This is a genomic window from Halomonas cupida (assembly GCF_900142755.1).
GTDB lineage: Bacteria > Pseudomonadota > Gammaproteobacteria > Pseudomonadales > Halomonadaceae > Halomonas > Halomonas cupida.
The window spans coordinates 350259-373571 of sequence record NZ_FRCA01000001.1; the positions used below are offsets into that span (position 1 = coordinate 350259).

Genomic DNA, 23313 nt, shown 5'->3' on the forward strand with positions numbered 1-23313 from the left:
GAACAATGAAGGTAGATCCTGACATGAGCACAGAATTCGAGGTCGCTCGCCTGTCGACCGGTGATGCGGATTTCGCGCAGCGTCTGGACGCGCTGCTGGCCTGGGAAAGTGTCTCGGATGCTCGCGTTCAGCAGAGTGTCGACGAGATCATTGCCGCTGTTCGACAGCAGGGCGATGTGGCACTGCTGGAGTACACGCGACGTTTCGATCGCCTTGGGGCAGACTCCATGGCCGAACTGACGCTGGAGAGCGAGCGTCTGGCCGAGGCCTTTGAGCGCATCGAGCCACAGCAGCGCGAAGCGCTCGAGGTTGCTGCCCGGCGTGTGCGTGAATATCACCAGCGGCAGAAGCCCACGTCATGGCAGTACACCGAAGCCGACGGCACCGTGCTGGGTCAGCAGGTGACGCCGCTGGATCGTGTCGGTATCTATGTCCCGGGAGGCAAGGCCGCCTATCCGTCCTCGGTATTGATGAATGCCTTGCCGGCTCACGTTGCTGGCGTGGATGAGATCATCATGGTGGTGCCGACACCGGATGGTGTTGTCAATGAGCTGGTGCTGGCCGCCGCCCATGTGGCGGGCGTCAAGCGTGTGTTCACGCTTGGGGGCGCGCAGGCGGTGGCGGCCCTGGCCTACGGTACCGAGACGGTGCCGCGTGTGGACAAGATCGTCGGCCCGGGCAACATCTTTGTGGCCACCGCCAAGCGCGCAGTTTTCGGTCAGGTGGGGATCGATATGATCGCTGGGCCTTCGGAAATCCTGGTGGTATCCGATGGTCAGACCGACCCCGAATGGCTGGCCATGGACCTGTTCTCGCAGGCCGAGCATGATGAAGACGCCCAGGCGATTTTCATCAGTTGGGATGAGGCGCATCTTGATGCGGTGCAGGAGGCCATGGAGCGCCTGTTGCCAACGCTCGAGAGGGAGCCCGTGGCGCGTGCCTCGATTGCTGCCCGTGGTGCCTTGATTGCCTGTCGTGACGAGGCCGAGGCGCTCGAGCTGGTCAACCGCATTGCTCCCGAGCACCTCGAGCTTTCAGTGGCAGAACCCGAACGGTTACTGCCGCAGGTACGTCATGCGGGTGCCATCTTCATGGGGCGTTACACCTCCGAGGCGCTGGGCGACTACTGTGCTGGGCCCAATCATGTGCTGCCCACCTCGGGCACGGCGCGTTTTTCCTCGCCGTTGGGGGTCTACGATTTCCAGAAACGCTCGTCGATCATCCACTGTACGGCCGCGAGTGCCTCCGAGTTGGGCAAGACGGCATCGGTACTGGCGCGAGGAGAATCACTGACCGCTCATGCCCGTTCTGCCGAGTACCGCATCCACGACTGACGATGGCAGGCTTTTCTGTCGGGTTGTTCCTGGTGCAGGCGGCAATCGCACGGTGCTGAGTTGCCGTGCCACTTCAAGATTGGTTGCTTCAACACAAGCCACTTCAACATAAGGACCCCGCCCAGCAGGTGATGCCGGGCGGGGTCCTTTGCATGTGGGGGAGGTGTGGCGGATGGGTTACTCGACGATGGATTCCTGCTGCTGGCGGCCGTCCTGAGTATTGGCCTGAGTGCCGGTCTGAGTACTGGGTGTTGGACGCTCGCCGACGACCAATTCGGCCTGCAGCGGTTGGCCGTCGCGAGCCACGGTGACCCGCAGAGTGGTACCGGGGTCCACGGCGGCGATATCACTCATGGTACGGCGTGGGTCGATGACCGCTCGGCCGTCGACCTCAAGCAGTACATCGCCGGGCTGGAGACCCGCCTGGTCCGCCGGTCCGCCGGAGACAACGCCGGCAATGATCACTCCCGAGGGAGCCTTGAGGCCGAAGGAGTTGGCCAGTTCCTGATTGAGTTCCTGAGCCTCGATACCCAGCCAGCCGCGGATGACGCGCCCATGGGCGACCAGTTGTTCCAGGATGTTGCGTGCCAGGTTGGCGGGAATGGCGAAGCCGATGCCCTGGGAGCCGCCGGAACGCGAGAAGATGGCGGTGTTGATGCCGACCAGAGCGCCTTCGGGGTTGATCAACGCTCCACCGGAGTTGCCGGGGTTGATGGCGGCATCGGTCTGGATGAAGTCTTCGTAGGCATTGAGGCCAAGGTGGCTGCGGCCGGTGGCACTGATGATGCCCATGGTCACGGTCTGGCCGACCCCGAAAGGATTGCCGATCGCCAGCGAGACATCGCCCACTGCCACCTGGGTTGAGTCGGTCAGCTCGATGACCGGAAGGTCGTCGAGATCGATCTTGAGGACGGCCATGTCACTTTCCGGATCGGTGCCGATGACCTGGGCGAGGGTTTCGCGACCGTCGCGCAGTGCTACCTGGATCTCGTCGGCGCCATTGATCACATGATGGTTGGTCAGCACGTAGCCGTCATTGCTGATGATGACTCCTGAGCCCAGGCTGGACAGCATGCGTTGCCGTGAAGGCGCATTGTTGTTGCCGAAGAACTGGCGGAAGAAGGGGTCCGACATCAGAGGGTGGGTGTCACGTTCGATGACGCGTGATGAGTAGATGTTGACCACGGCCGGTGCGGCGCGATCCACCGCTTCGGCATAGCTCACTGGCCCCTCGTGGCGATTCAGGGGGGCAGCCTCACGGAGATCAGGTGCCGGGCGTTGTGGTGCCTCGTCGGTTTCGGCGCTGGCGTTGGTGGCCCCTGATTCCACGGCCGTCGGTGAGCCTTGAGACGGCACCCGTCCAAGCCGTTCGGGAAAGGCGTTGATCAACACGATGGCGAGCAGAACACCAATGATGATTGGCCAGAGATAGGGCAGCAGAGTGCGTCGCATGCGGCGAGGGTCCTTGTCGCGTGAGCGGCTTCGCGGTCGCAGCGTATATCGTCGCCGCGTACAATGACGAGCATTGTAACATTGCTGGCTTCCGACGGGTCTGGATGTTGGTGCTTAAAGGGGAAAAATGACCATGGATCGTGATGAACTGATCGCCGCCTGTGATGCGTTGCTGACCGCAAGCCGTTTCAGGGACTACACCGAGAATGGACTGCAGGTGCAGGGAAGGCCGTCGGTGACCCGTGTGCTCAGCGGGGTGACTGCCAGTCAGGCGCTGCTGGATGAAGCCGTGGCCTGGCAGGCGGACCTGGTGCTGGTACATCACGGCTACTTCTGGAAGAACGAACCGGTGGCCATCACCGGAATGAAACGTCAACGAATTGCGACCCTGCTGCAGCATGACATCAATCTGCTGGCTTACCACCTGCCGCTGGATGCGCATCCGAGCCTGGGGAATAACGCCTGTCTGGCGCAGCGCCTGGGGTTGGAGGTGGAAGGTGCTCTGGATGCCCCCCTGGGTGAAGGGCTGCTGTGGTACGGACGTCTGGCGGAGCCCATGAAGGTGGCGGAGTTCGGGGGGCATGTAGGCCATTGCCTGTCACGCCAGCCGTTGCTGATCGAGGCACCGGGCGGCAAGCCGATTTCTCGCGTCGCGTGGTGCACCGGTGGTGCTCAGGACATGATCGGAGCGGCGGCGGAGGCCGGCATGGACGCGTTCATTTCCGGAGAGATTTCCGAACGTACGACGCATATTGCTCGGGAAATGGGAATTCACTACCTTGCGGCAGGCCACCATGCCACCGAGCGCTATGGCGTCCAGGCGCTGGGGCAATGGCTGAATCAGCAATACGGTGTCGAGCACCGCTTCGTAGATATCGACAACCCTGCTTGAAGCGGGGAAAGCAGGTATCGAGAACGGATTGGACAGTCAATGCGCCCGAGCAGGTCTTCTGCTGCGGGCGCATGGGCAGTTCTGAGCGAGGCGAGGTGGATCAGTAGCGCGGTGGAGCAGGCTCTTCAGGGTCGGCATCGCGGTCGCGCAGACCAAAGTCCTCGGAAAGGGTGCCGCTGTTGCCATCAGCATAGTCGCGGGGGGCGCTGATGCCGCTGTCAGTAGCACCGTCGTCGCCGCTGGTGGGGGTTCCCAGTGCGGCGGTGGCAGTGGATGACGAAGCGACTGCGGCAGGTGGGGCGGTGTGCTGCAGGCTGGACACGACATCGCCACCGAGTTGGCGAGTGGACTCTTCCAGTTGTTGCTGCAGACTCTGGCTATCCTCGACCAGACGTCCGACCTTGTCGTTCATCTGGCGGAGGTGGTCATCAACGCCGGACTTCCACTCGGTAAGCTGGCGCTCGCGCTCGGTGAGCTGGACGCGAAGGCGCTGTGCACTGCGGGCACCGGAGTTGAGCAGATGATAACCCAGTGCGCCGATACCGGTCCCGGCCACCAGGCAGGCGACTGCCAGCACCACATTGATATTGCTTGCTTCCACTAGTATCTCCCTGAGCACATCGGAGCGGATCAACAGATGTCGTAAGCCGCGGTGCCTATGAACCTGACACTCAAGACTGTGCTGGGTGATTGCGGCATCGACCCAGCGGCGCCCCATTATAGGGGTTATCAGCGAGCGGGCGTCAAACGTGGACGCAAGGAGACGGTTCGAGCTGCAGGTGATTGGGCGATGCGGTGTAGTGGAGCGATGCCAGTGTCGTCGGATGTGCGTATAATCGGCGCCCTGGTTCAACAAGTAGCCCCTGATCAGGACGATTCATGTCTGCGACCTCACAAGCGCCCAGCCAATCTGGCTCCGAAAAACCGGGCTCCGAGAAACATGGCCCCGAGACGCCCATGGCGCGTTATCGTCGTGACCTCCAGCGCGATAACTTTACCCGGGATGCCGCTCAGGCCAATGCTGTTGAGCACCTGCAGCGTTTGTACGATGACCTGCTCAAGACGCCCGATACGCGTCCTGCCAGCGTTGCCGGCAAGGGTTGGGCGTCGAAGGTGAAGGGCTGGCTGGGCCGTCGTGAGGAAACGCTGGAGCCGGAGGTGCCGGCCATTTCCGGGTTGTATTTCTGGGGTGGCGTTGGTCGTGGCAAGACCTACCTGGTGGATACCTTCTACGAGTGTCTGCCGTTTCCGCAGAAGATGCGCACGCACTTCCACCGTTTCATGCAGCGTGTGCACAACGAGTTGGCTCACTACAAGGGCGAGAAGAATCCGCTCGATCTGGTTGCCGCCAGGTTTGCCGAAGAGACTCGGGTTATCTGTTTTGACGAGTTCTTCGTCAAGGACATCACCGACGCCATGATCCTTGCCAATCTGCTCGAGGCATTGTTCGAGCGTGGAGTGGTGTTGGTGGCGACCTCGAATATTGTCCCTGACGACCTGTATCGCGACGGGTTGCAGCGAGCTCGATTCCTGCCGGCCATCGATCTGCTCAAGCGTCACTGTGAGGTGGTCAACGTCGATTCCGGAGTGGACTATCGTCTGCGTGCCCTGGAGCGCGCGGAGATATTCCATTCGCCGCTCGATGCAGAAGCCGGTCGCGAGCTGGAGCGCAGCTTCCGGGAGATCGCCGGTCATGAAGGCGAGCGCAGTGTGCCGATCGAGGTCAATCATCGCGTGCTGAATGCTGAGCGCCTGCATGAGGCTGTGGTGTGGTTCGACTTTCTCGAGCTCTGTGACGGTCCCCGTAGTCAGAACGACTATATTGAACTGGCCCGCGAATATCACACGGTGCTGGTTTCCGGAGTAAGACGCATGACCGGAGCGACCGATGACCAGGCGCGCCGTTTCATCAATATGGTCGATGAGTTCTACGACCGTGGCGTCAAGCTGCTGATGTCGGCAGAGGCGCCGGCGGAAGGCCTCTACAGCGGAGGTAAGCTGGAGTTTGAATATCAGCGTACCCTGTCGCGATTGCAGGAAATGCAATCCAGGGAGTACCTGTCGCTGCCGCATAAGCCGTGATGGTGTGAGTCACGAGCCACGAGCCACGAGCCACGAGCCACGAGCCACGAGCCACGAGCCATGAGCTACGAGCTACGAGCTACGAGCTGGCACATGTTCGTTCCCGACGAACATGTGCACTCCCCACGTCCATGTGGGTCGGCTATTCGTGTTCCCGACACGAACACGCACTTCCCACGTCCATGTGGGTCGGCTATTCGTGTTCCCGACACGAACACGCACTTCCCACGTCCATGTGGGTCGCGAGCTACGGGGGCTGTTTGCGACTTGATGCTGAATGGCTGGCATCGGCTGCTCTTGTCGTGTAGAATGCGCGCTCGCTCGACCGTTGCGTCAATTTTTCAGCTCCCTGGCTGACAAGGCGCAACCAAGAAAAATAGGGATGATCCAATGTCGGCAATAGTCGCCGGCGGCAGGATCCAATACATCGAACTTGGTGATTTCATCCATGAAGACGTTCACTGCTAAGCCGCAGTCCGTCCAGCGCGACTGGTATATCGTCGATGCTGCGGACAAGACGCTCGGTCGTCTGGCCACTGAAATTGCTCGTCGCCTGCGCGGCAAGCACAAGCCTGAATACACTCCTCACGTTGATACTGGCGACTACATCGTCGTCATCAACGCCGAGAAGGTGAAGGTCACTGGCAACAAGGCCAGCGACAAGATGTATCATCGTCACACCGGCTATCCGGGCGGTCTGCGTTCCATGAGCTTCAAGCAGCTCATCGATCATGCTCCCGAGCGTGTTATCGAAGGCGCCGTCAAGGGCATGCTGCCGAAAGGTCCGCTGGGTCGTGCCATGCACTCCAAGCTCAAGGTCTATGCCGGCACCGAACATCCGCACACTGCGCAGCAGCCGCAAGAACTGAACATCTGAGGGGATCTTCGCCATGACACAGCAGTATTACGGTACCGGGCGCCGCAAGACCTCTACCGCGCGCGTCTTCCTCAAGCCGGGAACCGGCAAGATCACTGTCAACAGCCGTGATCTGAACGAGTATTTTGGCCGCGTCACTGGTCGTATGGTGGTTCGTCAGCCGCTCGAGCTGACCGAGACCCTCGAGCAGTTCGACGTCTTCGTCACCGTCAAGGGCGGCGGCGGTAGCGCTCAGGCTGGCGCGATTCGTCACGGCATCACTCGTGCCCTGATGGAATACAACGAGGACCTCCGTCCTCAGCTGCGTGAAGCGGGTTACGTCACTCGCGACGCGCGTCAGGTTGAACGTAAGAAGGTCGGTCTGCGCAAGGCGCGTCGTCGTCCGCAGTTCTCCAAGCGCTGATACACTCACCGCTTGTCGACCTCCAATGCCCGGGCCAATGGCCCGGGCATTGTCGTTTCTGGGGTCGTCAAGACCGACATTGGTCGTGTCTCCTCTGACTAAAGTCGTTCTGCTTCAACGCGCTGCCGATAGTGCGTACCCTCTTGCCAGGCACTATCCTTGTGCCAGAACATGGGTTACTCGATATTCGAGAGCACTTGTCTCCGTCGTTCGGGATTAGCGAGGGACCGTGAAAAAACAACAATGGAAAGGCTTGATGGGAGAAATCAGATCATGGCAGATAGCGGCGTGAACAAGGGGCGGCGCCGTTTCCTCGTGGGCGCGACTTCCGTAGTGGGAGCCATTGGCGCTGTCGGGGTGGCGATACCCTTCGTGGCTTCCTGGCAGCCAAGTGCCAGGGCTCGGGCAGCAGGGGCGCCTGTCCAGGCCGACATCTCGAAGCTCGAGCCGGGACAGCGTATGACCGTTGAGTGGCGAGGCCGTCCCGTCTGGGTGGTCTACCGCACCCCCGAGATGATCGAGCGCACCGAGAGTCTTGGTGATGGCATTCTTGCCGACCCGCAATCCGCCAGGCCGCAGCAGCCTGATTACGCCGCTGGACCAATGCGCTCCATTCGTCCCGAGATCGGCGTGCTGGTCGGGATCTGCACGCACCTGGGTTGTTCCCCTCTCTACAAGCCGGAACCCAATGCCGAGGACGTTGGCGCCGAAGACTGGCCGGGCGGTTTCTTCTGCCCCTGTCATGGCTCACGCTTCGATCTGGCCGGGCGGGTTTTCCGTAATGTGCCTGCGCCGACCAATCTGGAAGTCCCTCCCTACCATTTCGTCAGCGATACGGTGGTAGTGGTGGGTGAAGACGGGGAGGGGGCATAAATGGCCAATCCACACAAGGCAAAGGCCGAGCGTGGCCTGATGCGCTGGGTCGATGATCGCTTCCCGGCAACCCAGTTGTGGCGGGATCATCTGTCGGAATACTACGCACCAAGAAACTTCAATTTCTGGTACTTCTTCGGTTCACTGGCATTGCTGGTGCTGGTCAATCAGATCCTTACCGGGGTTTGGTTGACCATGAGTTTCAACCCCAGTGCCGAGGGAGCCTTTGCGTCCGTCGAGTACATCATGCGCGATGTCGAGTACGGGTGGCTGATTCGCTACATGCATTCCACCGGGGCCTCGGCCTTTTTCGTGGTGGTCTATCTGCATATGTTCCGTGGTCTGCTGTACGGTTCCTACAAGGCGCCACGCGAACTGGTGTGGATCTTCGGTATGGCGATCTATCTGGCGCTGATGGCCGAGGCCTTCATGGGCTATCTGCTGCCCTGGGGGCAGATGTCCTACTGGGGCGCTCAGGTCATCATTTCGCTGTTCTCGGCGATTCCTGGTATTGGCCCGGGGCTGGCCGAATGGATTCGTGGCGATTACCTGATTTCCGGTATTACTCTGAACCGTTTCTTTGCACTGCATGTCGTGGCGTTGCCGATCGTGATACTGGCACTGGTGGTGCTGCATATCATTGCGCTGCACGAAGTGGGCTCGAACAACCCTGACGGTATCGAGATCAAGGACAGGAAGGACGAGGCCGGCAAGCCGCTGGATGGCATTCCGTTCCACCCCTACTACACGGTCAAGGATATTGTCGGTGTGGCGGTGTTCCTGTTCGTGTTCTGTGTGGTCATCTTCTATTTCCCGGAGGGTGGGGGCTACTTCCTCGAGACGCCCAACTTCGAGCCGGCCAACCAGCTCAAGACACCGGACCATATTGCACCGGTGTGGTACTTCACGCCTTTCTACGCCATCCTGCGCGCGATCACCTTCAGTGTCTTCGGGCTTGATGCCAAATTCCTTGGCGTGCTGTTCATGGGGGCGGCGATCGGCTTGTTGTTTGTGCTGCCCTGGTTGGATCGCTCTCCGGTACGTTCCATGCGTTACAAGGGCTGGATATCGAAGGTCATGCTTGCGCTCTTTGCCGTCAGCTTCGTGACGCTGGGCGTGCTGGGCGTGCTGCCTCCCACCGGGACGCGTACGGCGATTGCCCAGGTCTGTGCCGTGGTCTACTTCGCGTACTTCCTGCTGATGCCGGTGTACACACGACTGGAGAAGACCAAACCCGTTCCGGAAAGGGTGACAGGCTAATGAAAAAGCAACTGATCGCACTGCTCTTTTTGCTGGTACCGACGGGGGTTCTTGCTGCCGGTGGGGAAGGGGTTCATCTTCAGCACATGTCGCCGGACCTGGCCGACAAGCCTTCCCTGCAGCGTGGCATGAAGCTCTATGTCAATTACTGCATGGGGTGCCATTCGCTGGAGTATCAGCGCTTCTCGCGAGCCGCCGAGGATCTCGGCATGCCCGAGGACCTGGTGGTCGATAACCTGATCTTCTCGCCGGAGCTGGGTTTCAATGACCAGATGCACCGAGCTATGTCCGCGGCCGACGCTGAAACCTGGTTCGGCCAGCCGCCGCCTGACTTGACCCTCGAGGCACGTCTGCGTGGCACGGACTGGATCTACAGCTATCTGTTGGGCTTCTATAGGGATCCCGAACGGCCCACTGGAGTCGACAACATGGTGTTCCCCTCGGTGGGGATGCCCAATGTGCTGGAGCCCTTGCAGGGCGTGCAGGAAAGAGTCTGTGCCGCGGAAGAGGGGGATGCCGAGGCGCATTCAGGTGAGGAAGGTTCGTCCTGTAATCTGGAGCTTGTGTCGCCGGGACAGATGACGGAGGAAGAGTTCGAGGAAGCGGTGTACGACCTCACCAATTTCCTGGCCTATGTCGGTGAGCCCTCGAAGCTGCAGGCTCAGGCGCTGGCACCGAAAGTGCTGATATTCCTGTTTATCTTCGGAGTGATTGCCTATCTGCTCAAGCGCGAGTACTGGCGCGATATCCACTGAGAGGTCGGCATTTATCGAGGCGCATGGTCGTGAGACCATGCGCCTTTTGCTGTATACGAGTATCATCCGTTTCCGGTAGTCTGCCGGGTGGCTGGAGGGCTTGCTGCCGGGAGGCCCCCAAGGCGGGCCTGTCGTGTTATCATCCCGGCTTGAACTGATGCGAGGATTGTTTCATGGGTGTAGTGGCCAAGCGGTCGTCGATGATCTTCTATTCCGGTGGCGATGACCATTTCAGTCATCGTGTGCGGATTGTGCTGGCCGAGAAGGGAGTCGCCGTCGATATCGTTGAGGTTGGCGAGGATAGCCACCCCGAGGAACTGGCGGATCTGAACCCCTACAACAGTGTACCCACACTGCTTGATCGTGATCTGGTGCTGTATGAGTCCAAGGTCATGATGGAGTACCTGGATGAGCGCTTCCCGCATCCTCCGTTGTTGCCGGTGTACCCTGTGGCACGTGCCCAGAGTCGTCTGTGGATGCATCGCATCGAGCGTGAATGGTGCCCGATGGTCGAGCGTATCCAGGCAGGCAGCAAGAAGGAAGCCGACAAGGCGCGTAAGGAGTTGCGTGAGAGTCTGGTGGGTATCTCGCCGATTTTCGAGGACATGCCGTATTTCATGAGTGAGGAATTCACTCTGGTGGACTGCTGTCTGGCTCCGGTTCTGTGGCGCCTACCGGCGCTGGGGATTGAGCTGCCGGAGAAGCAGGTTCGTCCGCTGATCGGTTATATGGAGCGCCTGTTTGCTCGTGAAGGCTTCAAGGCTGCACTTTCCGAGGCCGAGCGCGAGATGCGAGTCTGAATTCTCCTCGATCCGGTTGCCCGGGAGGGCAGCCGGTACCATCTTCTTCCATGCCAATCGAGAGAGCCGATTCATGAAGTCTAGTCGCCCCTATCTGGCCAGGGCCCTCTACGAGTGGTTGCTGGATAATGAACTGACACCCTATATCGTGGTTGATGCCGAGCAGGAAATGGTCGAAGTGCCGCGTCAGTTTGTTCAGAACGGTCAGATTGTACTGAACCTGGGTCCCACTGCGGTGCGCGACCTGCATATGGATAACGAACTGATTCGCTTTTCTGCCCGCTTCAGCGGCAAGTCGGAAAATCTGTTTGTTCCGATCTCGGCGTTGATTGCGCTCTATGCGCGGGAAAACGGTGTCGGCATGGTGTTCGGCCATGAGCCTGTACTGCCATCGGATGAGGCGGAGAACGCCGAGGACGAGGAAATCCCGTCGATGGAAGTGGTTGATGCTGAGGCGTCGTCAGAGAAGGCTGATGACAATGACGCGGAACGTCCGCCACGCAAGGGGCGCCCGTCGCTGCGCGTGATCAAGTAATCCGTGAGTGGGTGGCCTGCGACCGGGCCGCCTGTGATCGGATGGCTTGTGCTACAGCTACCTGCAGTCAATGTGGCAGGTGGTGCAACGAAGAAGGCAGGCCTCAGAGCCTGCCTTCTTCGTTGCAGCAGCATCCATCGTACCGTTGTGGTTGTGCTGCTTCGGGCGATGATCAGTCGGTGTAGTCGAACACCTTGACGATGCGCTCCATGCCGCCGGCGCTGGCGGCGATCTGTACGGCACGCTCGCCCTCGGCGCGGGTGACCGTGCCCATCAGGTAGACGGTGGCGTTCTCGGTGACGACCTTGAAGTGACTCGAGTTGATCTCGCTGCTGGTGGCCAGCGCGGTGTTGACCTTGGTAGTCAGCCAGGCGTCCTTCATGACCTGGCTGCCGGGCAGGTTACCGGACACCGTCAGCTCGTTATGAACACGGCGCACGTTACGCACCTGGGAGGCCACCTCCTCGGCGCGTTGGCGCAGTTCCTCGCTGGGTGTCTGGCCGGTCAGCAATACCACGCCGTTGTAGCTGTCGACATTGATGCGGGCATCGTTGAGTCGTGCATCGACGCGGCCCATATTGTGCTTGGCCTTGTTCTCGATGTTGGAGTCTTCGACTTCTGTGCCAATGGTGCGTTCGTGGTAGTCCTCATCGATCACGCCGGGGTTGGTGGCCGAGGTGACTGCCGAGCATCCGCCGAGTGCAATGGTCAGCGCCAGGATGGCGCCAAGTGAACGTTGATTCATAGGGGTTACTCACTTGTCCCGAAGAGTTGTTCGTCGATCAGGTCGCAGAGACAGTGGATCACCAGTAGGTGAACCTCCTGGATCCGGGCGGTGGAGGTCGCAGGCACGCGAATCTCGCAGTCATCCTGTCCCAGCAGAGATGCCATATTGCCGCCATCACGTCCTGTCAGGGCGACCACGGTCATGTCGCGATCGTGCGCCGCCTGGATGGCCTGGACCACGTTGCCGGAATTACCGCTGGTAGAGATCGCCAGCAGGATGTCGCCTGGCTGACCCAGCGCCCGAATCTGTTTCGAGAAGACGTCGTTGTAGCTGTAGTCGTTGGCAATCGACGTCAGCGTTGAGGTGTCGGTGGTCAGTGCCAGGGCGGGTAGGCTGGGGCGCTCGCGCTCGAAGCGGTTGAGCAGCTCCGAGGAAAAGTGCTGGCTATCGCCGGCGCTGCCACCATTGCCGCAGGCAAGAATCTTGCCTTCCGTGACCAGGCACTGGACCATCATCTGGCTGGCTACCTCGATGAAGGGAGGAAGCACTTCACTGGCGTAGGTCTTGGTGTCGATGCTGTCGTTGAAGTGTCCGAGAATTCGACTCTGGAAGTCCATGCTGCCGTCCTGGTCCATGGGGAAACACATACCGTTCAGGGGTTGGAGTGTTTCCCGCGTATTCGGTTCGCTTGCGTATTTGCTTCGATTGGGTATTCAGTTCGCTTCGATGGCGTTTTTCAGCCATTGATACTCGAGGTCAGGCGGATTGCCGGTGACCGCCAGTACGTCGAAGCGGCAGGGACATGATAGCCCGTTGCGATGAAGATAAAAACGCGCAGTCTTGATCAGCCGACGTTGCTTGGTGGCGGTGATGGTCTCGGCTGCCGAGCCGAAGCGCGAATCTGAGCGGTGGCGCACCTCGACGAAGACCAGGGTATCGCCTTCGCGCATGACCAGATCCAGCTCGCCGCCGCGGATCTGCACATTACGCTCGACCATGATCAGTCCCTGCCGACAGAGCCAGTCACCAGCGGCGCGCTCAATGAGTGCGCCACGGTGACGTGACAGTATAGCCTTCGGGTTGAGCATCAGCGCTCAGCGTTGGCTTCGTCGTTGTCGGACTCCGGATCCTCACCGCTGGGCAGTGACTGTCCCATCAGGATGGGAGCCGGGACACCACTGGAGAATACCGCCCAGGGCAGTTCGCGGTAGATGCGTCCGGCGTCATTGCCGAGCGTGCCGGTGGCACCTTGCAGGCGCGTCTGAGGGAGGACCTCGAACTGCGGTAAGCGGCGAGCAAGTTCGTAGGCGTCGACACCCATGGCCTGCAGGCGGAACAGCGCCGGATTGCCTTCCTCGCGCAGTTGTTGATAGCTGGCATTGAAGGGCAGGGCATCGGCACCACCCACGGCGGCATCCGGAATCTGCCAGGGGATGTCGAGGAACTGCACGCCGTTCAGGTCATTGTCGAGACGCGGCTGGGGGCGGCCTTCATAGAGGTGCGACGTGGCATAGACAGGAAGACCGCCTGCCGAGTAGTACTCGAGGGTCGGCTTGACCTGGCGGGCATAATCGGGAAGTGCCAGCAGGAACAGCATATCCGGGCGTGGGTTGGTGATCGCCTGGCGGGTGCTTTCGGTGGCTGATGCCTCGGGGTTGTAGCGCACGGCGTTGGAAATGTCGCCGCCGAGTGAGCTCCACTCGTTCCAGAAGGCCTCGCCAACGCGTTGTCCCCAGTTGTTGTTGGGAACCAACATGGCGGCCTGACGGTGGCCATCCTGCCAGGCTCGATCCGCGGCCTGGCGAGCTTCGTCCTCGGCGGAGAGCCCATACTCGAAAAGCCCTTCCGTGTTGTTGGAGGCGCTTTCGCCGTAGTTCAGGGCCAGTGTCGGGATAGGGACGCTGGCACGGTTCTCCAGCTGGGTGACGGCAGCCTTGTCGAGGGGGCCGACCACGACCTGGGCGCCGCTGCTCTGTGCCTGCTGATAGAGCGTGTCCAGATTGCCGCTGGACGAGTCGATGAAGGTCAACTGCGCGGCATTGGCGATGCTGCCCTGATGAGTGCGAATGCCTCGCTCGATCGCATCAGCAACACCTGCCAGGGGGCCGGATTCCGGCAACAGCACGGCGATACTGTCGACCTCCTGGCCGCGTAGATCCTTCAGCCCGGTGATCTGGCTGGGCATACGGCGATTGGCGGGGTGGTCGGAATGGCTGACGCGCCAGTCGTCAAGTTGGTTGAACAGGCGTTGTACATCGCCACCGCTGTTGCGTACCAGAGCAGCCAGCTCCAACCAGCCGGTGACGATGGAGTTGTCGGGTTGCGCCAGAGCGTTGGCCTGGCTGGTGCTGAGTACCGAAAGCTGTTCCCAGATGGCGTCGTTGATGTCTTCGCGGCCAGTGTCGGTCTGGACCTGCATCAACAGGCGTGCGGATTGCTGGGGCTCGCCGACCTGACCAAGTGCCAGGCCCTGACGCAGGCGCAGCAGGTTGGCCTCGTCGCTGGGGAAGCGCATATCGTCGAGTACTTCGGCGGCCCGCAGTACTGCGCGGGGATCGCCCTCACTGTCACCCAGCTCGGACAGCAGTATGGCCCATTCGCGGCGGCTGTCGTCCTGCAGCAGGCTGTCGTCCAGGTCGCTGGCGACATCAAGAGCCTCCGGGCGACGGCCCGAGCGTGCTAGGATGTCTGCCGCGTTCAGACGGGTCTGGGCGGCCTCGGCGGGTTGTTGTTGCGCGGCCTGTGCCAATAGCTGATCGGGGTCGCCATCCAGCGCCCGTTGAACGACGCTTGGGGTGAAACTACACCCGGCCAGCGAAATTGCGATCAGCGCGACGGCCAGAGGGCCGCGAGTCGAAATTATCATGAATCCTTCCTTGTCCTGGAAACAGAGAGTCCTGGAATCGGATAGCAGCCCTGGGAGCCAGAATGCCAGACACCAATGCAGGTTCATTGTACGTGGTCGCGACACCAATTGGGAATCTGGACGACCTCAGTGCCAGAGCATCGAGTGTGCTTGCGCAGGTCAGCCTGGTGGCGGCGGAAGACACGCGTCATAGCGCGCGCCTTATGCGTCATCTCGGTATAGCACCGAAAATGATTTCCCTACATGACCATAATGAGGGGGCGCGGGTTGCGCAGTTGGCGACTCATCTGGCCAATGGTGAGGATGTGGCGCTTATCAGCGATGCCGGCACGCCCTTGATCAGCGATCCCGGTTATGTGCTGGTGCGTGAACTGCGCGCTGGAGGGTATCGCGTCATCCCGGTGCCGGGCCCCTGCGCTCTGGTGACGGCCCTCTGTGCCGCCGGTCTGCCTACTGACCGGTTCACCTTTCATGGCTTTCTGCCGGCAAAGGGCAGTGCACGACGTGGACGGCTCGAGCAATGGATCAAGGCGCCGGAGACACTGGTGTTCTATGAGTCACCGCATCGTATCCGCGATACGCTTACGGATATTGCCGGACTGTTCGGGGCGCGTCGCGTGGTGCTCGGGCGTGAGTTGACCAAGACCTTCGAAACCTTTCTCGATGGCGATGCCGGGACCCTGCTGGAGCAGATGGCGGCTGACCCCGATCAGGCACGGGGGGAGTTCGTGGTGATGGTCGAGGGCGCGCCCGAGGTCGAGAAATCTTCCTCCGATATCGATGCCGAGGCGTTGCTCGGCGCGCTTCTTGCCGAGGGCGTTGGCGTCAAGCAGGCGGCCGCAATAGCGGCGCGTGTGCTGGGTGGCAGCCGTAAATCCTGGTATGCCAGGGCTCAGACACTTAAGGACGGGGATTGAGGGGGGTGCGGGGCGCTGGTATGCTTGCCCGCGGGAGTTGGCTAGACAGTCGCCGCCGCCGGTGTTCCTTCGGGAGAGCTGGTGGGGGAGGAAAGTCCGGGCTCCATAGGGCAGAGTGCCAGGTAACGCCTGGGCGGCGTGAGCCGACGGAAAGTGCAGCAGAGAGTAGACCGCCTAAGCACCTTTCGGGGTGCCGGTAAGGGTGAAAGGGTGCGGTAAGAGCGCACCGCGCGCCTGGCAACAGTGCGTGGCACGGTAAACCCCACTCGGAGCAAGACCAAATAGGAACCCCATGGCGTGGCCCGCGCTGGGTTCGGGTAGGTTGCTTGAAGCCAATGGTGACGTTGGCTCTAGAGGAATGACTGTCCTCGACAGAACCCGGCTTATCGGCCGACTCCCGCTTTATTTCATACGGACGCGCGCTGTGTTGTGTTCTGCCATTGGTCAGCAGGCCAGTGTCGGACTGCGCAGTGGGCGTCTGATTGTCGTCCGTCGAGCGAGATTGTTATGCCGTCACCCCCTTCAGAAAGTCCCGTGCGCGGCCATGCTCATACCAGTGTCTTGCTTGACGGTGCAGTGGATACCCTGATCCACGATGCCAGTGGCTGTTACCTGGATGGCACCTTCGGGCGCGGAGGGCACTCGCGTGCCATTCTGTCGCGCCTGTCCCCCGAGGGACGCTTGATTGCCCTTGATCGTGACCCTGACGCCATCGCCGAAGCTCAGCATATCGATGACGGTCGTTTCGAGATCGTGCGTGCTGAATTTGCCCGTCTGGCGGAGGTCGCTCGTGAGCAGGGGGTTTATGGGCAGTTGTCCGGCATTCTGCTGGATATCGGCGTTTCTTCCCCCCAGCTTGATGATGCCGAGCGAGGCTTCAGTTTTCTGCGCGACGGCCCGCTGGACATGCGTATGGATCCCAGCCAGGGCGAGAGTGCGGCCCAGTGGCTGGCACGAGTCGGTGAGGCCGAGATGGCGTCGGTCTTCAAACGTCATGGAGAAGAGCGTTATGCGCGCCGCCTGGCACGAGCCATCATCGCGCGTCGTGCCGAACAACCCTTCACCCGCACCGAGGATCTTGCCGCGGTAGTCAAGGCGGCGCATCCTGCCTGGGAAAAGGGCAAGCATCCTGCTACCCGTGTGTTCCAGGCGATTCGCATTGAAATCAACGGTGAACTCGACCAGCTTGATGCTGCTCTGGACGCCGCTCTGGAAGCGCTTGCACCGGGCGGGCACCTGGTGGTGATCAGTTTCCACTCCCTTGAGGACCGTCGCGTCAAGCGCTTCATCCGGGACCATGTCCGGGGCGATACCAATGTACCGAGAGGTATACCGCTCAGGGATGACCAGTTGCAGCGCCGGCTGGAGTCGCTCGGCAAGGCAATGCGTGCCAGTGATGATGAGGTCGCTGACAACCCGCGAGCACGCAGTGCAGTAATGCGCATGGCCCGCAAGCGTTATTGAGGAGACTCCATGGCTCAAGGACGGCTGGATATCAATGCCTTTGGATGGCCTCTCAGACAGACCATCACGCCTCGTTTCCTGTTGGTGCTGGCACTGTTGGCTGCCTGCCTGCTCAGCGCTCTGGCGGTGATCAGCGTCAGCCATCAGACGCGTGTCCAGTATGCACAGCTCCAGCAACTGGAGCGTGAGCAACAGCAGTTGCAGACGGAGTGGGGTCAGTTGCTGCTCGAGGAGAGTGCCTGGTCGGCACCTTCGCGCATCGAGCGCCTGGCGATCGAGCGTCTGGAGATGCACCTGCCCGATGTTCACAATGTCGAGGTCATCACGCCATGAGTACAGAGCAGTCCCGTGGTGTGACGCCGCGTCGCCCACCGCCCATGGCTCCCATGGGCAAGACGCGTTACATAGTAATGATGACCTTGATCCTGATTGGGCTGGGGCTGTTGACCGGGCGTATCGTCAATCTGCATGTCATCGACCGCAATTTCCTGCAGGTGCAGGGTAATGCCCGTATTCTGCGTACCGATCCGATTCCCGCCCACCGGGGCATGATCACCGACCGCCACGGAGAGCCCCTGGCGGTGTCGACGCCGGTCGTTACGGTGTGGGCCAACCCCCAGGACCTGCCGAATGACGATGTCCAACTGGTCCTGCTGGCTCAGGCGTTGGGTCAGGACCTGAGGGAACTGAAGGATCGTATCGAGAACTACCGTGATCGCGAATTCATGTACCTGCGTCGGCGCATGACACCCGAGGCTGCCCAGCAGGTGCTCGATCTTCGCGTGCCAGGGGTGCATGCGCGGGAAGAATACAAGCGCTATTACCCGGCGGGTGAAGTCGTGGCCCAGGTGATCGGCGTGACCAATGTCGATGACCACGGGCAGGAAGGGCTGGAACTGGCCTATCAATCCTGGCTGGCTGGTCAGCCGGGCAAGCGCCGCGTGATCAAGGACCGTCGTGGCCGCCTGGTGCGCGATCTGGAGGTGGTCCAGGAGGCTCAGCCTGGTGGTGACCTGGCACTGTCCATCGATCAGCGTCTGCAGTACATCGCCTATCGTGAGCTCAAGGTGGCGGTGGACGAGAATGATGCCGATGGCGGCAGCGTAGTCATGATGGACGCGCGTACCGGTGAGGTACTGGCCATGGCCAACCAGCCGTCCTACAACCCCAACAACCGTGCCGGTCTCGATCCGGCGGGCCTGCGCAATCAGGCCATGGTCGATGCCTTCGAACCGGGTTCGGTGATAAAGCCACTGGCCATGTCGGCATTGCTCGAGACTGGACGCTTCCCGGCGGATACCGTGGTCGATACGTCACCGGGCTGGATGCGCATCGACAGTTACACGATTCGTGATGTGTCCAACAACGGCCAACTGACCCTGGCGGGGATTCTGCGCAAGTCATCCAATATCGGCATGGCCAAGCTGACGCTGCAACTGGATGAACCGGTGGTGCCGGATCGCTACCGTCAGTTGGGCTTCGGCCAGGCGCCGGGTACTGGCTTCCCGGGGGAGGCCACGGGTGAGGTGCCATCTCCTCAGGTCTGGTCGAGCAGTCAGTGGGCGGCGCTGTCCTATGGCTACGGTCTGTCGGTTTCCGCGCTGCAACTGGCCAGTGCCTACACCGCCATCGCCAACCACGGCGAGTACATGCCACCCTCGCTGCTGCGACTCAATCAGTCGCCTCAGGGGGAACAGATCGTCCGCCCGGATGTCGCCGACCAGGTGCTGGGCATGATGGATGAAGTGGTCGAGCCCAATACCGGGGCGCGTCGCGCTGAAGTTCCTGGCTACACGGTGGCGGGCAAGACCGGCACGGTGCGCAAGACTGGCAGTGGGGGCTATCAGGAGAATGCCTACCGCGGGGTCTTCGTCGGTATCACTCCGGTCTCCGACCCGCGCATCATTACCGTGGTGATGATCGACCACCCGCGTGGCGACGCCTATTATGGTGGCGCCATCGCGGCACCGGTCTTCTCGCGCATCGCCGGCAGTGCATTGCGCATCCTTGATGTGCCGCCGGACAACCCCGAAAGCGGTGAGGAGGACCAATGATTTCATTGCCCTATTCCGATGCTGGACACTGTTGATATGAGCATACCCACGGCACGACTCGCTGCCGCATTGAACCGACTCTGGCCTGACAGTGTGGTGCCTGCCGGGCTACCGAAGCAGTTGGGCCCACTCACCACAGATAGTCGCGAAGTGACCGCCGGTGGTGTGTTTGTCGCCATCCCCGGGGTTGGCGCCGACGGCCGTGATTACATCGATCAGGCACTGGCTTCCGGTGCGGTGCTGGTGCTTGCTGAGCGTGATGAAGTTATCGACGCTTCTGTCAGTGAATCCGTAGTCTGGCTCGACGGCTTGCGTGAGCAGGTCGGGGAGCTGTCTCGCGAGGTTCATCAGGTACCGGATGAGTTGGAGTTGATCGGAGTCACCGGCACCAACGGCAAGAGCTCCGTAACCCACTACATCGCCGAGCTGTCGCGGGAGGTCGGTGTCGATACCGGGTTAGTGGGTACCTTGGGCCATGGCCGTCCCGGTGCTCTGGTCCAGGGCATGCTGACCACCCCTGAGCCGCTGGCGTTGCAGCGACAACTGGGAGAGCTCGCTGGTCAGGGGATCACCCGTGTGGCAATGGAAGTGTCTTCCCATGCGCTGGACCAGCAGCGCGTCGCTGGTTGCCGGTTCTCGGCAGCAGTATTCACCAACCTCAGTCGCGACCACCTCGATTACCACGGCAGCATGGTGGCGTACGCCGCTGCCAAGGCACTGTTGTTCAAGCGCTCTGAATTGAGCCTGGCAGTGGTCAATGGTGACGACCCTCTCACCCGGCTGATGCTTGCCGGCATCGGCAAGGATGTACGGGTATTGGCCACAGGAGAGGATGACAGCGTCTCGCTGCGTGTGGTCGAGTGGTTGCCTAATGCCAATGGTCAGCGTGCGCTGATTGCGACACCGGAAGGTGAGCGCGTGCTGGTATTGCCACTGATGGGGCGCTTCAACCTCGACAACGTGCTGCTGGCCATGGCCGCACTCTATGGTCTGGGTGCCTCCATGGATGCTCTGGTGGCCGCCGCAGAACGCCTGACGCCGGTGCCGGGGCGCATGCAGCCGCTGGTGCGGCCCGAAGCACCGACGGTGGTGGTCGACTACGCCCACACACCGGATGCACTGGACAACGCCCTGCAGGGGCTGAAGGCACACCTGCCTGGTGATGGAGAACTATGGTGTCTCGTTGGCTGCGGTGGTGATCGCGATGCCGGCAAGCGCCCGCTGATGGCTCAGGCCGCGGCTCGACATGCCGACCGGGTGGTGATTACGGATGACAATCCGCGCAGTGAAGACCCCGAAACGATTCGTGAGGCGATGAGCGCGGGGCTGGACAACGCGGCTCGTCAACGTAGCTGGAATATCGCGGGGCGTGGCGAGGCCATTGCCAGGGTCATCCAGCAGGCGGGGCCCGACGACGTGATTCTGATTGCCGGCAAGGGCCACGAGACCTATCAGGAAATACAGGGTGTGCGTCACGCCTTTTCCGACCTCGAGGAGGCGCAGCGCGCCCTGTCTTTACGGACAGGAGCTGCTCGGACAGATGAGGGGCGTGCCGAATGAGCGCCTGTGGACTGGGCACGCTGAAAGAGGTTGCCGAGGCCCTGGGGCAGCGATTGTCTGCTGCCGACCCGCAGGCGAGTGTCGAGGCCATTGTCACTGATACCCGGCGGCTCGGACCGGGAGCCTTGTTCATTGCCATTCGTGGTGAGCGATTCGATGGTCATGATTTCGTTGCACAGGCCCGCGAGGCAGGCGCTGTCGCTGCTGTGGTGGAAGAAGCCCAGGATGATCCGTTGCCACAACTGGTGGTTGGCGATACGCGCCTTGCATTGGGCTTGCTGGGACGTGCGCGGCGGCGTGTCTGGGGCGGGTCGTTGGTTGCGGTGACCGGCAACAGCGGCAAGACAACCGTCAAGCAGATGCTGGCCACGCTGTTGGCACGGAGCGGCAAGGTGCTTGCCACACAGGGCAACCTCAACAATGATATCGGCGCCCCTTTGACCCTGCTTTCACTGCAGACCGAACATCAGCGGGCTGTGGTCGAACTGGGCGCCAATCATATCGGTGAAATTGCCTGGACGACGATGCTGGCCGAGCCACAAGTCGCGGTCATCACCAATGTCACTGGTGCCCATGTCGGCGAGTTCGGAGGCATGGGGCGGATTGCTCAGGCCAAGGGAGAGATTCTGGCCGGCCTGTCCGAGGATGGCATTGCGATACTCAACCGCGATGACCGGTTCTTCCCCCTCTGGGAGCGTCTGGCCTCTCCGCATGAAGTCATCGATTTCTCACTCGCTGACGGGGCGCGGATGGTGGCATCGGATCTGGTTTGTGACGAGTTCGGGCGCTATGCTTTCACGCTGACTCTGGATGGCCGTTGCCTGGGGCGCGTCCAGTTGCCGCTGATGGGGCGCCACAATGTCTCCAATGCATTGGCTGCCGCCGCGGCGGGTCTGGCGATCGGGCTGGCGGCCGAGGATGTCGTGGCCGGGCTGGCCGAAGTGGCCCCGGTTGCGGGTCGCCTGGTAGTTGAGCAGGGAATACGTGGTGCTCGGTTGCTGGATGACACCTATAACGCCAACCCTGGTGCCATGAAAGCGGCGATCGATACATTGATGTGTCTACCCGCGCCGCGCTGGTGCCTGCTGGGTGCCATGGGCGAGCTGGGGGATGCAGCTGAAGCGTTGCACGCCGACGTCGGGCTGTATGCTCGACACTGCGGCATCGATTTTCTCGGTACTCTGGGTGAGGCCGCGCAAGCGGCCAGCCAGGCCTTCGGTGAAGGTGGGTACCATTTTTCCGATCAGGCGGCACTGGTTGATCATGTGCAGCACCATCTACCGGACAATGCGAGCGTATTGGTGAAGGGCTCGCGGTCGGCAGGTATGGAGCGAATCGTGGCTGCCCTGCGGTCAGATGTTTCAAGGTGATACTGATACATGTTGCTTTTTCTGGCGGAATTTCTGGCGCGCTACCAGAGCGCTTTCAATGTTTTCGGCTACCTCACGCTACGCATGATCCTCGCGACCATCACTGCGCTGGTGCTATGCCTGTGGCTCGGGCCGATCGTTATTCGTCGTCTGGTGGAGCGCCAGATTGGTCAGGCCGTTCGCGACGATGGACCGCAGTCGCATCTGTCCAAGGCCGGAACACCTACCATGGGCGGGGCGATGATCCTTCTGGCCATGGCCATCAGTACTCTGCTGTGGGCAGACCTGAGCAATCATTACGTCTGGGTTGTGTTGATTGTGACCCTCGGCTTCGGTGCCATCGGCTGGGTCGATGACTATCGCAAGGTGGTGGAGAAGAATCCACGAGGTCTGCCGGCGCGCTGGAAGTATTTCTGGCAGTCAGTGATTGGCCTTGCTGCCGCCCTCGAACTGTATTTGACCGCTGCTTCTCCGGTCGAGACCAGCCTGATCCTGCCGTTGTTCAAGGATTTCGTGCTGCCGTTGGGGGTGTTCTACATCCTGCTGACCTACCTGGTGATCGTTGGCAGTTCCAATGCGGTCAACCTCACCGATGGTCTCGACGGGTTGGCCATCATGCCCACGGTGATGGTCGCCATGGGCCTGGCGGTTTTTGCCTATGCCAGTGGCCACGCGGTGTTCTCCGAGTATCTGCAGATTCCGCTGATTCCCGGTGCCGGTGAGTTGGCGGTATTCTGCGCCACCATTGCTGGCGCGGGGCTGGGTTTCCTGTGGTTCAATACCTATCCCGCTCAGGTGTTCATGGGGGATGTCGGCGCGCTGGCGCTGGGCGCGGCCCTGGGGGTTGTGGCAGTCATCGTGCGTCAGGAAGTGGTGCTGTTCATCATGGGCGGGGTCTTCGTCATGGAAACTGTCTCGGTGATCCTGCAGGTGGGCTCCTACAAGCTCACCGGGCGGCGCATCTTCCGCATGGCACCGCTGCACCACCACTTTGAGCTCAAGGGCTGGCCCGAACCTCGGGTCATTGTACGCTTCTGGATCATCACCGTAGTGCTGGTGCTGATGGGGCTGGCCACACTGAAGATTCGCTGA

The 23313-nt window shown here is 61.1% G+C and carries 23 protein-coding genes and 1 other RNA gene; 18 read left to right on the forward strand and 6 right to left on the reverse strand.

Annotated features, from left to right (window positions below; genetic code table 11):
• Positions 1-23: 23 nt before the first annotated feature.
• The gene (gene hisD / locus BUE38_RS01475; protein ID WP_073433248.1) at positions 24-1334 is read left to right on the forward strand and encodes a histidinol dehydrogenase; all 1311 of its coding nucleotides are present in this window, start codon (positions 24-26) and stop codon (positions 1332-1334) included.
• Between the two features lie 177 nt (positions 1335-1511).
• Here hisD and BUE38_RS01480 read toward each other — a convergent pair whose 3' ends face one another.
• Positions 1512-2786, reverse strand: coding sequence for a Do family serine endopeptidase (locus BUE38_RS01480; protein WP_073433249.1), 1275 nt, complete (start codon positions 2784-2786; stop codon positions 1512-1514).
• Between the two features lie 133 nt (positions 2787-2919).
• On the opposite strand from BUE38_RS01480, the gene BUE38_RS01485 reads away from it, so the two are divergent.
• Complete coding sequence (locus tag BUE38_RS01485; protein ID WP_234986732.1) at positions 2920-3678, forward strand: Nif3-like dinuclear metal center hexameric protein; 759 nt, start codon at positions 2920-2922, stop codon at positions 3676-3678.
• A 100-nt stretch (positions 3679-3778) separates the two neighbouring features.
• Here BUE38_RS01485 and BUE38_RS01490 read toward each other — a convergent pair whose 3' ends face one another.
• On the reverse strand, positions 3779-4279 hold the full coding sequence (locus tag BUE38_RS01490; RefSeq protein ID WP_073433251.1) for a Z-ring associated ZapG family protein: 501 nt from the start codon (positions 4277-4279) through the stop codon (positions 3779-3781).
• A gap of 356 nt (positions 4280-4635) precedes the next feature.
• Between BUE38_RS01490 and zapE the strand changes: the two genes are divergently transcribed.
• The 8 genes from zapE (at position 4636) to BUE38_RS01530 (ending at position 11263) form a co-directional block, all read left to right on the forward strand.
• A complete protein-coding gene (gene zapE / locus BUE38_RS01495) occupies positions 4636-5760 on the forward strand; it encodes a cell division protein ZapE (RefSeq protein ID WP_234986758.1) in 1125 nt (374 codons plus the stop codon).
• Between the two features lie 448 nt (positions 5761-6208).
• Entirely contained in the window at positions 6209-6637 is a 429-nt protein-coding gene (rplM, locus tag BUE38_RS01500; RefSeq protein ID WP_073433253.1) for a 50S ribosomal protein L13, read from the forward strand.
• Between the two features lie 13 nt (positions 6638-6650).
• Positions 6651-7040 carry a 30S ribosomal protein S9 gene (gene rpsI / locus BUE38_RS01505; RefSeq protein ID WP_073433254.1) on the forward strand — a complete coding sequence of 130 codons (390 nt, stop codon included), beginning with the start codon at positions 6651-6653 and terminating at the stop codon, positions 7038-7040.
• Positions 7041-7313: 273 nt separating this feature from the next.
• Positions 7314-7913, forward strand: a complete 600-nt coding sequence (gene petA / locus BUE38_RS01510) for a ubiquinol-cytochrome c reductase iron-sulfur subunit (protein WP_073433255.1) — start codon at positions 7314-7316, stop codon at positions 7911-7913.
• Positions 7914-9173 (forward strand): cytochrome b, encoded by a 1260-nt coding sequence (locus BUE38_RS01515; protein ID WP_073433256.1) that lies wholly within the window; start codon positions 7914-7916, stop codon positions 9171-9173.
• The gene (locus BUE38_RS01520; RefSeq protein WP_073433257.1) at positions 9173-9928 is read left to right on the forward strand and encodes a cytochrome c1; all 756 of its coding nucleotides are present in this window, start codon (positions 9173-9175) and stop codon (positions 9926-9928) included. The genes BUE38_RS01515 and BUE38_RS01520 overlap by 1 nt, the downstream gene beginning before the upstream one ends.
• Positions 9929-10101: 173 nt before the next feature.
• The gene (gene sspA / locus BUE38_RS01525; protein WP_073433258.1) at positions 10102-10728 is read left to right on the forward strand and encodes a stringent starvation protein SspA; all 627 of its coding nucleotides are present in this window, start codon (positions 10102-10104) and stop codon (positions 10726-10728) included.
• Positions 10729-10801: 73 nt separating this feature from the next.
• Positions 10802-11263, forward strand: a complete 462-nt coding sequence (locus BUE38_RS01530) for a ClpXP protease specificity-enhancing factor (RefSeq protein WP_073433259.1) — start codon at positions 10802-10804, stop codon at positions 11261-11263.
• Positions 11264-11435: 172 nt separating this feature from the next.
• Here BUE38_RS01530 and BUE38_RS01535 read toward each other — a convergent pair whose 3' ends face one another.
• The 4 genes from BUE38_RS01535 to BUE38_RS01550 form a co-directional block, all read right to left on the reverse strand.
• On the reverse strand, positions 11436-12008 hold the full coding sequence (locus BUE38_RS01535) for a BON domain-containing protein (protein ID WP_073433260.1): 573 nt from the start codon (positions 12006-12008) through the stop codon (positions 11436-11438).
• A 5-nt stretch (positions 12009-12013) separates the two neighbouring features.
• Complete coding sequence (locus BUE38_RS01540; protein WP_073433743.1) at positions 12014-12607, reverse strand: phosphoheptose isomerase; 594 nt, start codon at positions 12605-12607, stop codon at positions 12014-12016.
• Between the two features lie 96 nt (positions 12608-12703).
• A complete protein-coding gene (locus tag BUE38_RS01545) occupies positions 12704-13078 on the reverse strand; it encodes a YraN family protein (protein ID WP_073433261.1) in 375 nt (124 codons plus the stop codon).
• Entirely contained in the window at positions 13078-14856 is a 1779-nt protein-coding gene (locus tag BUE38_RS01550; protein ID WP_073433262.1) for a penicillin-binding protein activator, read from the reverse strand. The genes BUE38_RS01545 and BUE38_RS01550 overlap by 1 nt, the downstream gene beginning before the upstream one ends.
• Positions 14857-14918: 62 nt before the next feature.
• On the opposite strand from BUE38_RS01550, the gene rsmI reads away from it, so the two are divergent.
• The 8 genes from rsmI (at position 14919) to mraY (ending at position 23313) form a co-directional block, all read left to right on the forward strand.
• On the forward strand, positions 14919-15773 hold the full coding sequence (gene rsmI / locus BUE38_RS01555) for a 16S rRNA (cytidine(1402)-2'-O)-methyltransferase (RefSeq protein ID WP_073433263.1): 855 nt from the start codon (positions 14919-14921) through the stop codon (positions 15771-15773).
• A 33-nt stretch (positions 15774-15806) separates the two neighbouring features.
• Positions 15807-16175: RNase P RNA component class A (rnpB, locus tag BUE38_RS01560), an RNA gene on the forward strand.
• Positions 16176-16280: 105 nt separating this feature from the next.
• Positions 16281-17237: a 16S rRNA (cytosine(1402)-N(4))-methyltransferase RsmH gene (rsmH, locus tag BUE38_RS01565; protein WP_073433264.1), complete on the forward strand. Its 957-nt coding sequence runs from the start codon at positions 16281-16283 to the stop codon at positions 17235-17237.
• A gap of 9 nt (positions 17238-17246) precedes the next feature.
• Positions 17247-17570, forward strand: coding sequence for a cell division protein FtsL (gene ftsL, locus BUE38_RS01570; protein WP_073433265.1), 324 nt, complete (start codon positions 17247-17249; stop codon positions 17568-17570).
• A complete protein-coding gene (locus tag BUE38_RS01575) occupies positions 17567-19291 on the forward strand; it encodes a peptidoglycan D,D-transpeptidase FtsI family protein (RefSeq protein ID WP_073433266.1) in 1725 nt (574 codons plus the stop codon). Before ftsL ends, BUE38_RS01575 begins: the two co-directional genes overlap by 4 nt.
• A gap of 36 nt (positions 19292-19327) precedes the next feature.
• Positions 19328-20851: a UDP-N-acetylmuramoyl-L-alanyl-D-glutamate--2,6-diaminopimelate ligase gene (locus BUE38_RS01580; protein ID WP_073433744.1), complete on the forward strand. Its 1524-nt coding sequence runs from the start codon at positions 19328-19330 to the stop codon at positions 20849-20851.
• Positions 20848-22221, forward strand: a complete 1374-nt coding sequence (locus BUE38_RS01585; RefSeq protein WP_073433267.1) for a UDP-N-acetylmuramoyl-tripeptide--D-alanyl-D-alanine ligase — start codon at positions 20848-20850, stop codon at positions 22219-22221. The genes BUE38_RS01580 and BUE38_RS01585 overlap by 4 nt, the downstream gene beginning before the upstream one ends.
• A gap of 9 nt (positions 22222-22230) precedes the next feature.
• Positions 22231-23313 carry a phospho-N-acetylmuramoyl-pentapeptide-transferase gene (gene mraY, locus BUE38_RS01590; RefSeq protein WP_073433268.1) on the forward strand — a complete coding sequence of 361 codons (1083 nt, stop codon included), beginning with the start codon at positions 22231-22233 and terminating at the stop codon, positions 23311-23313.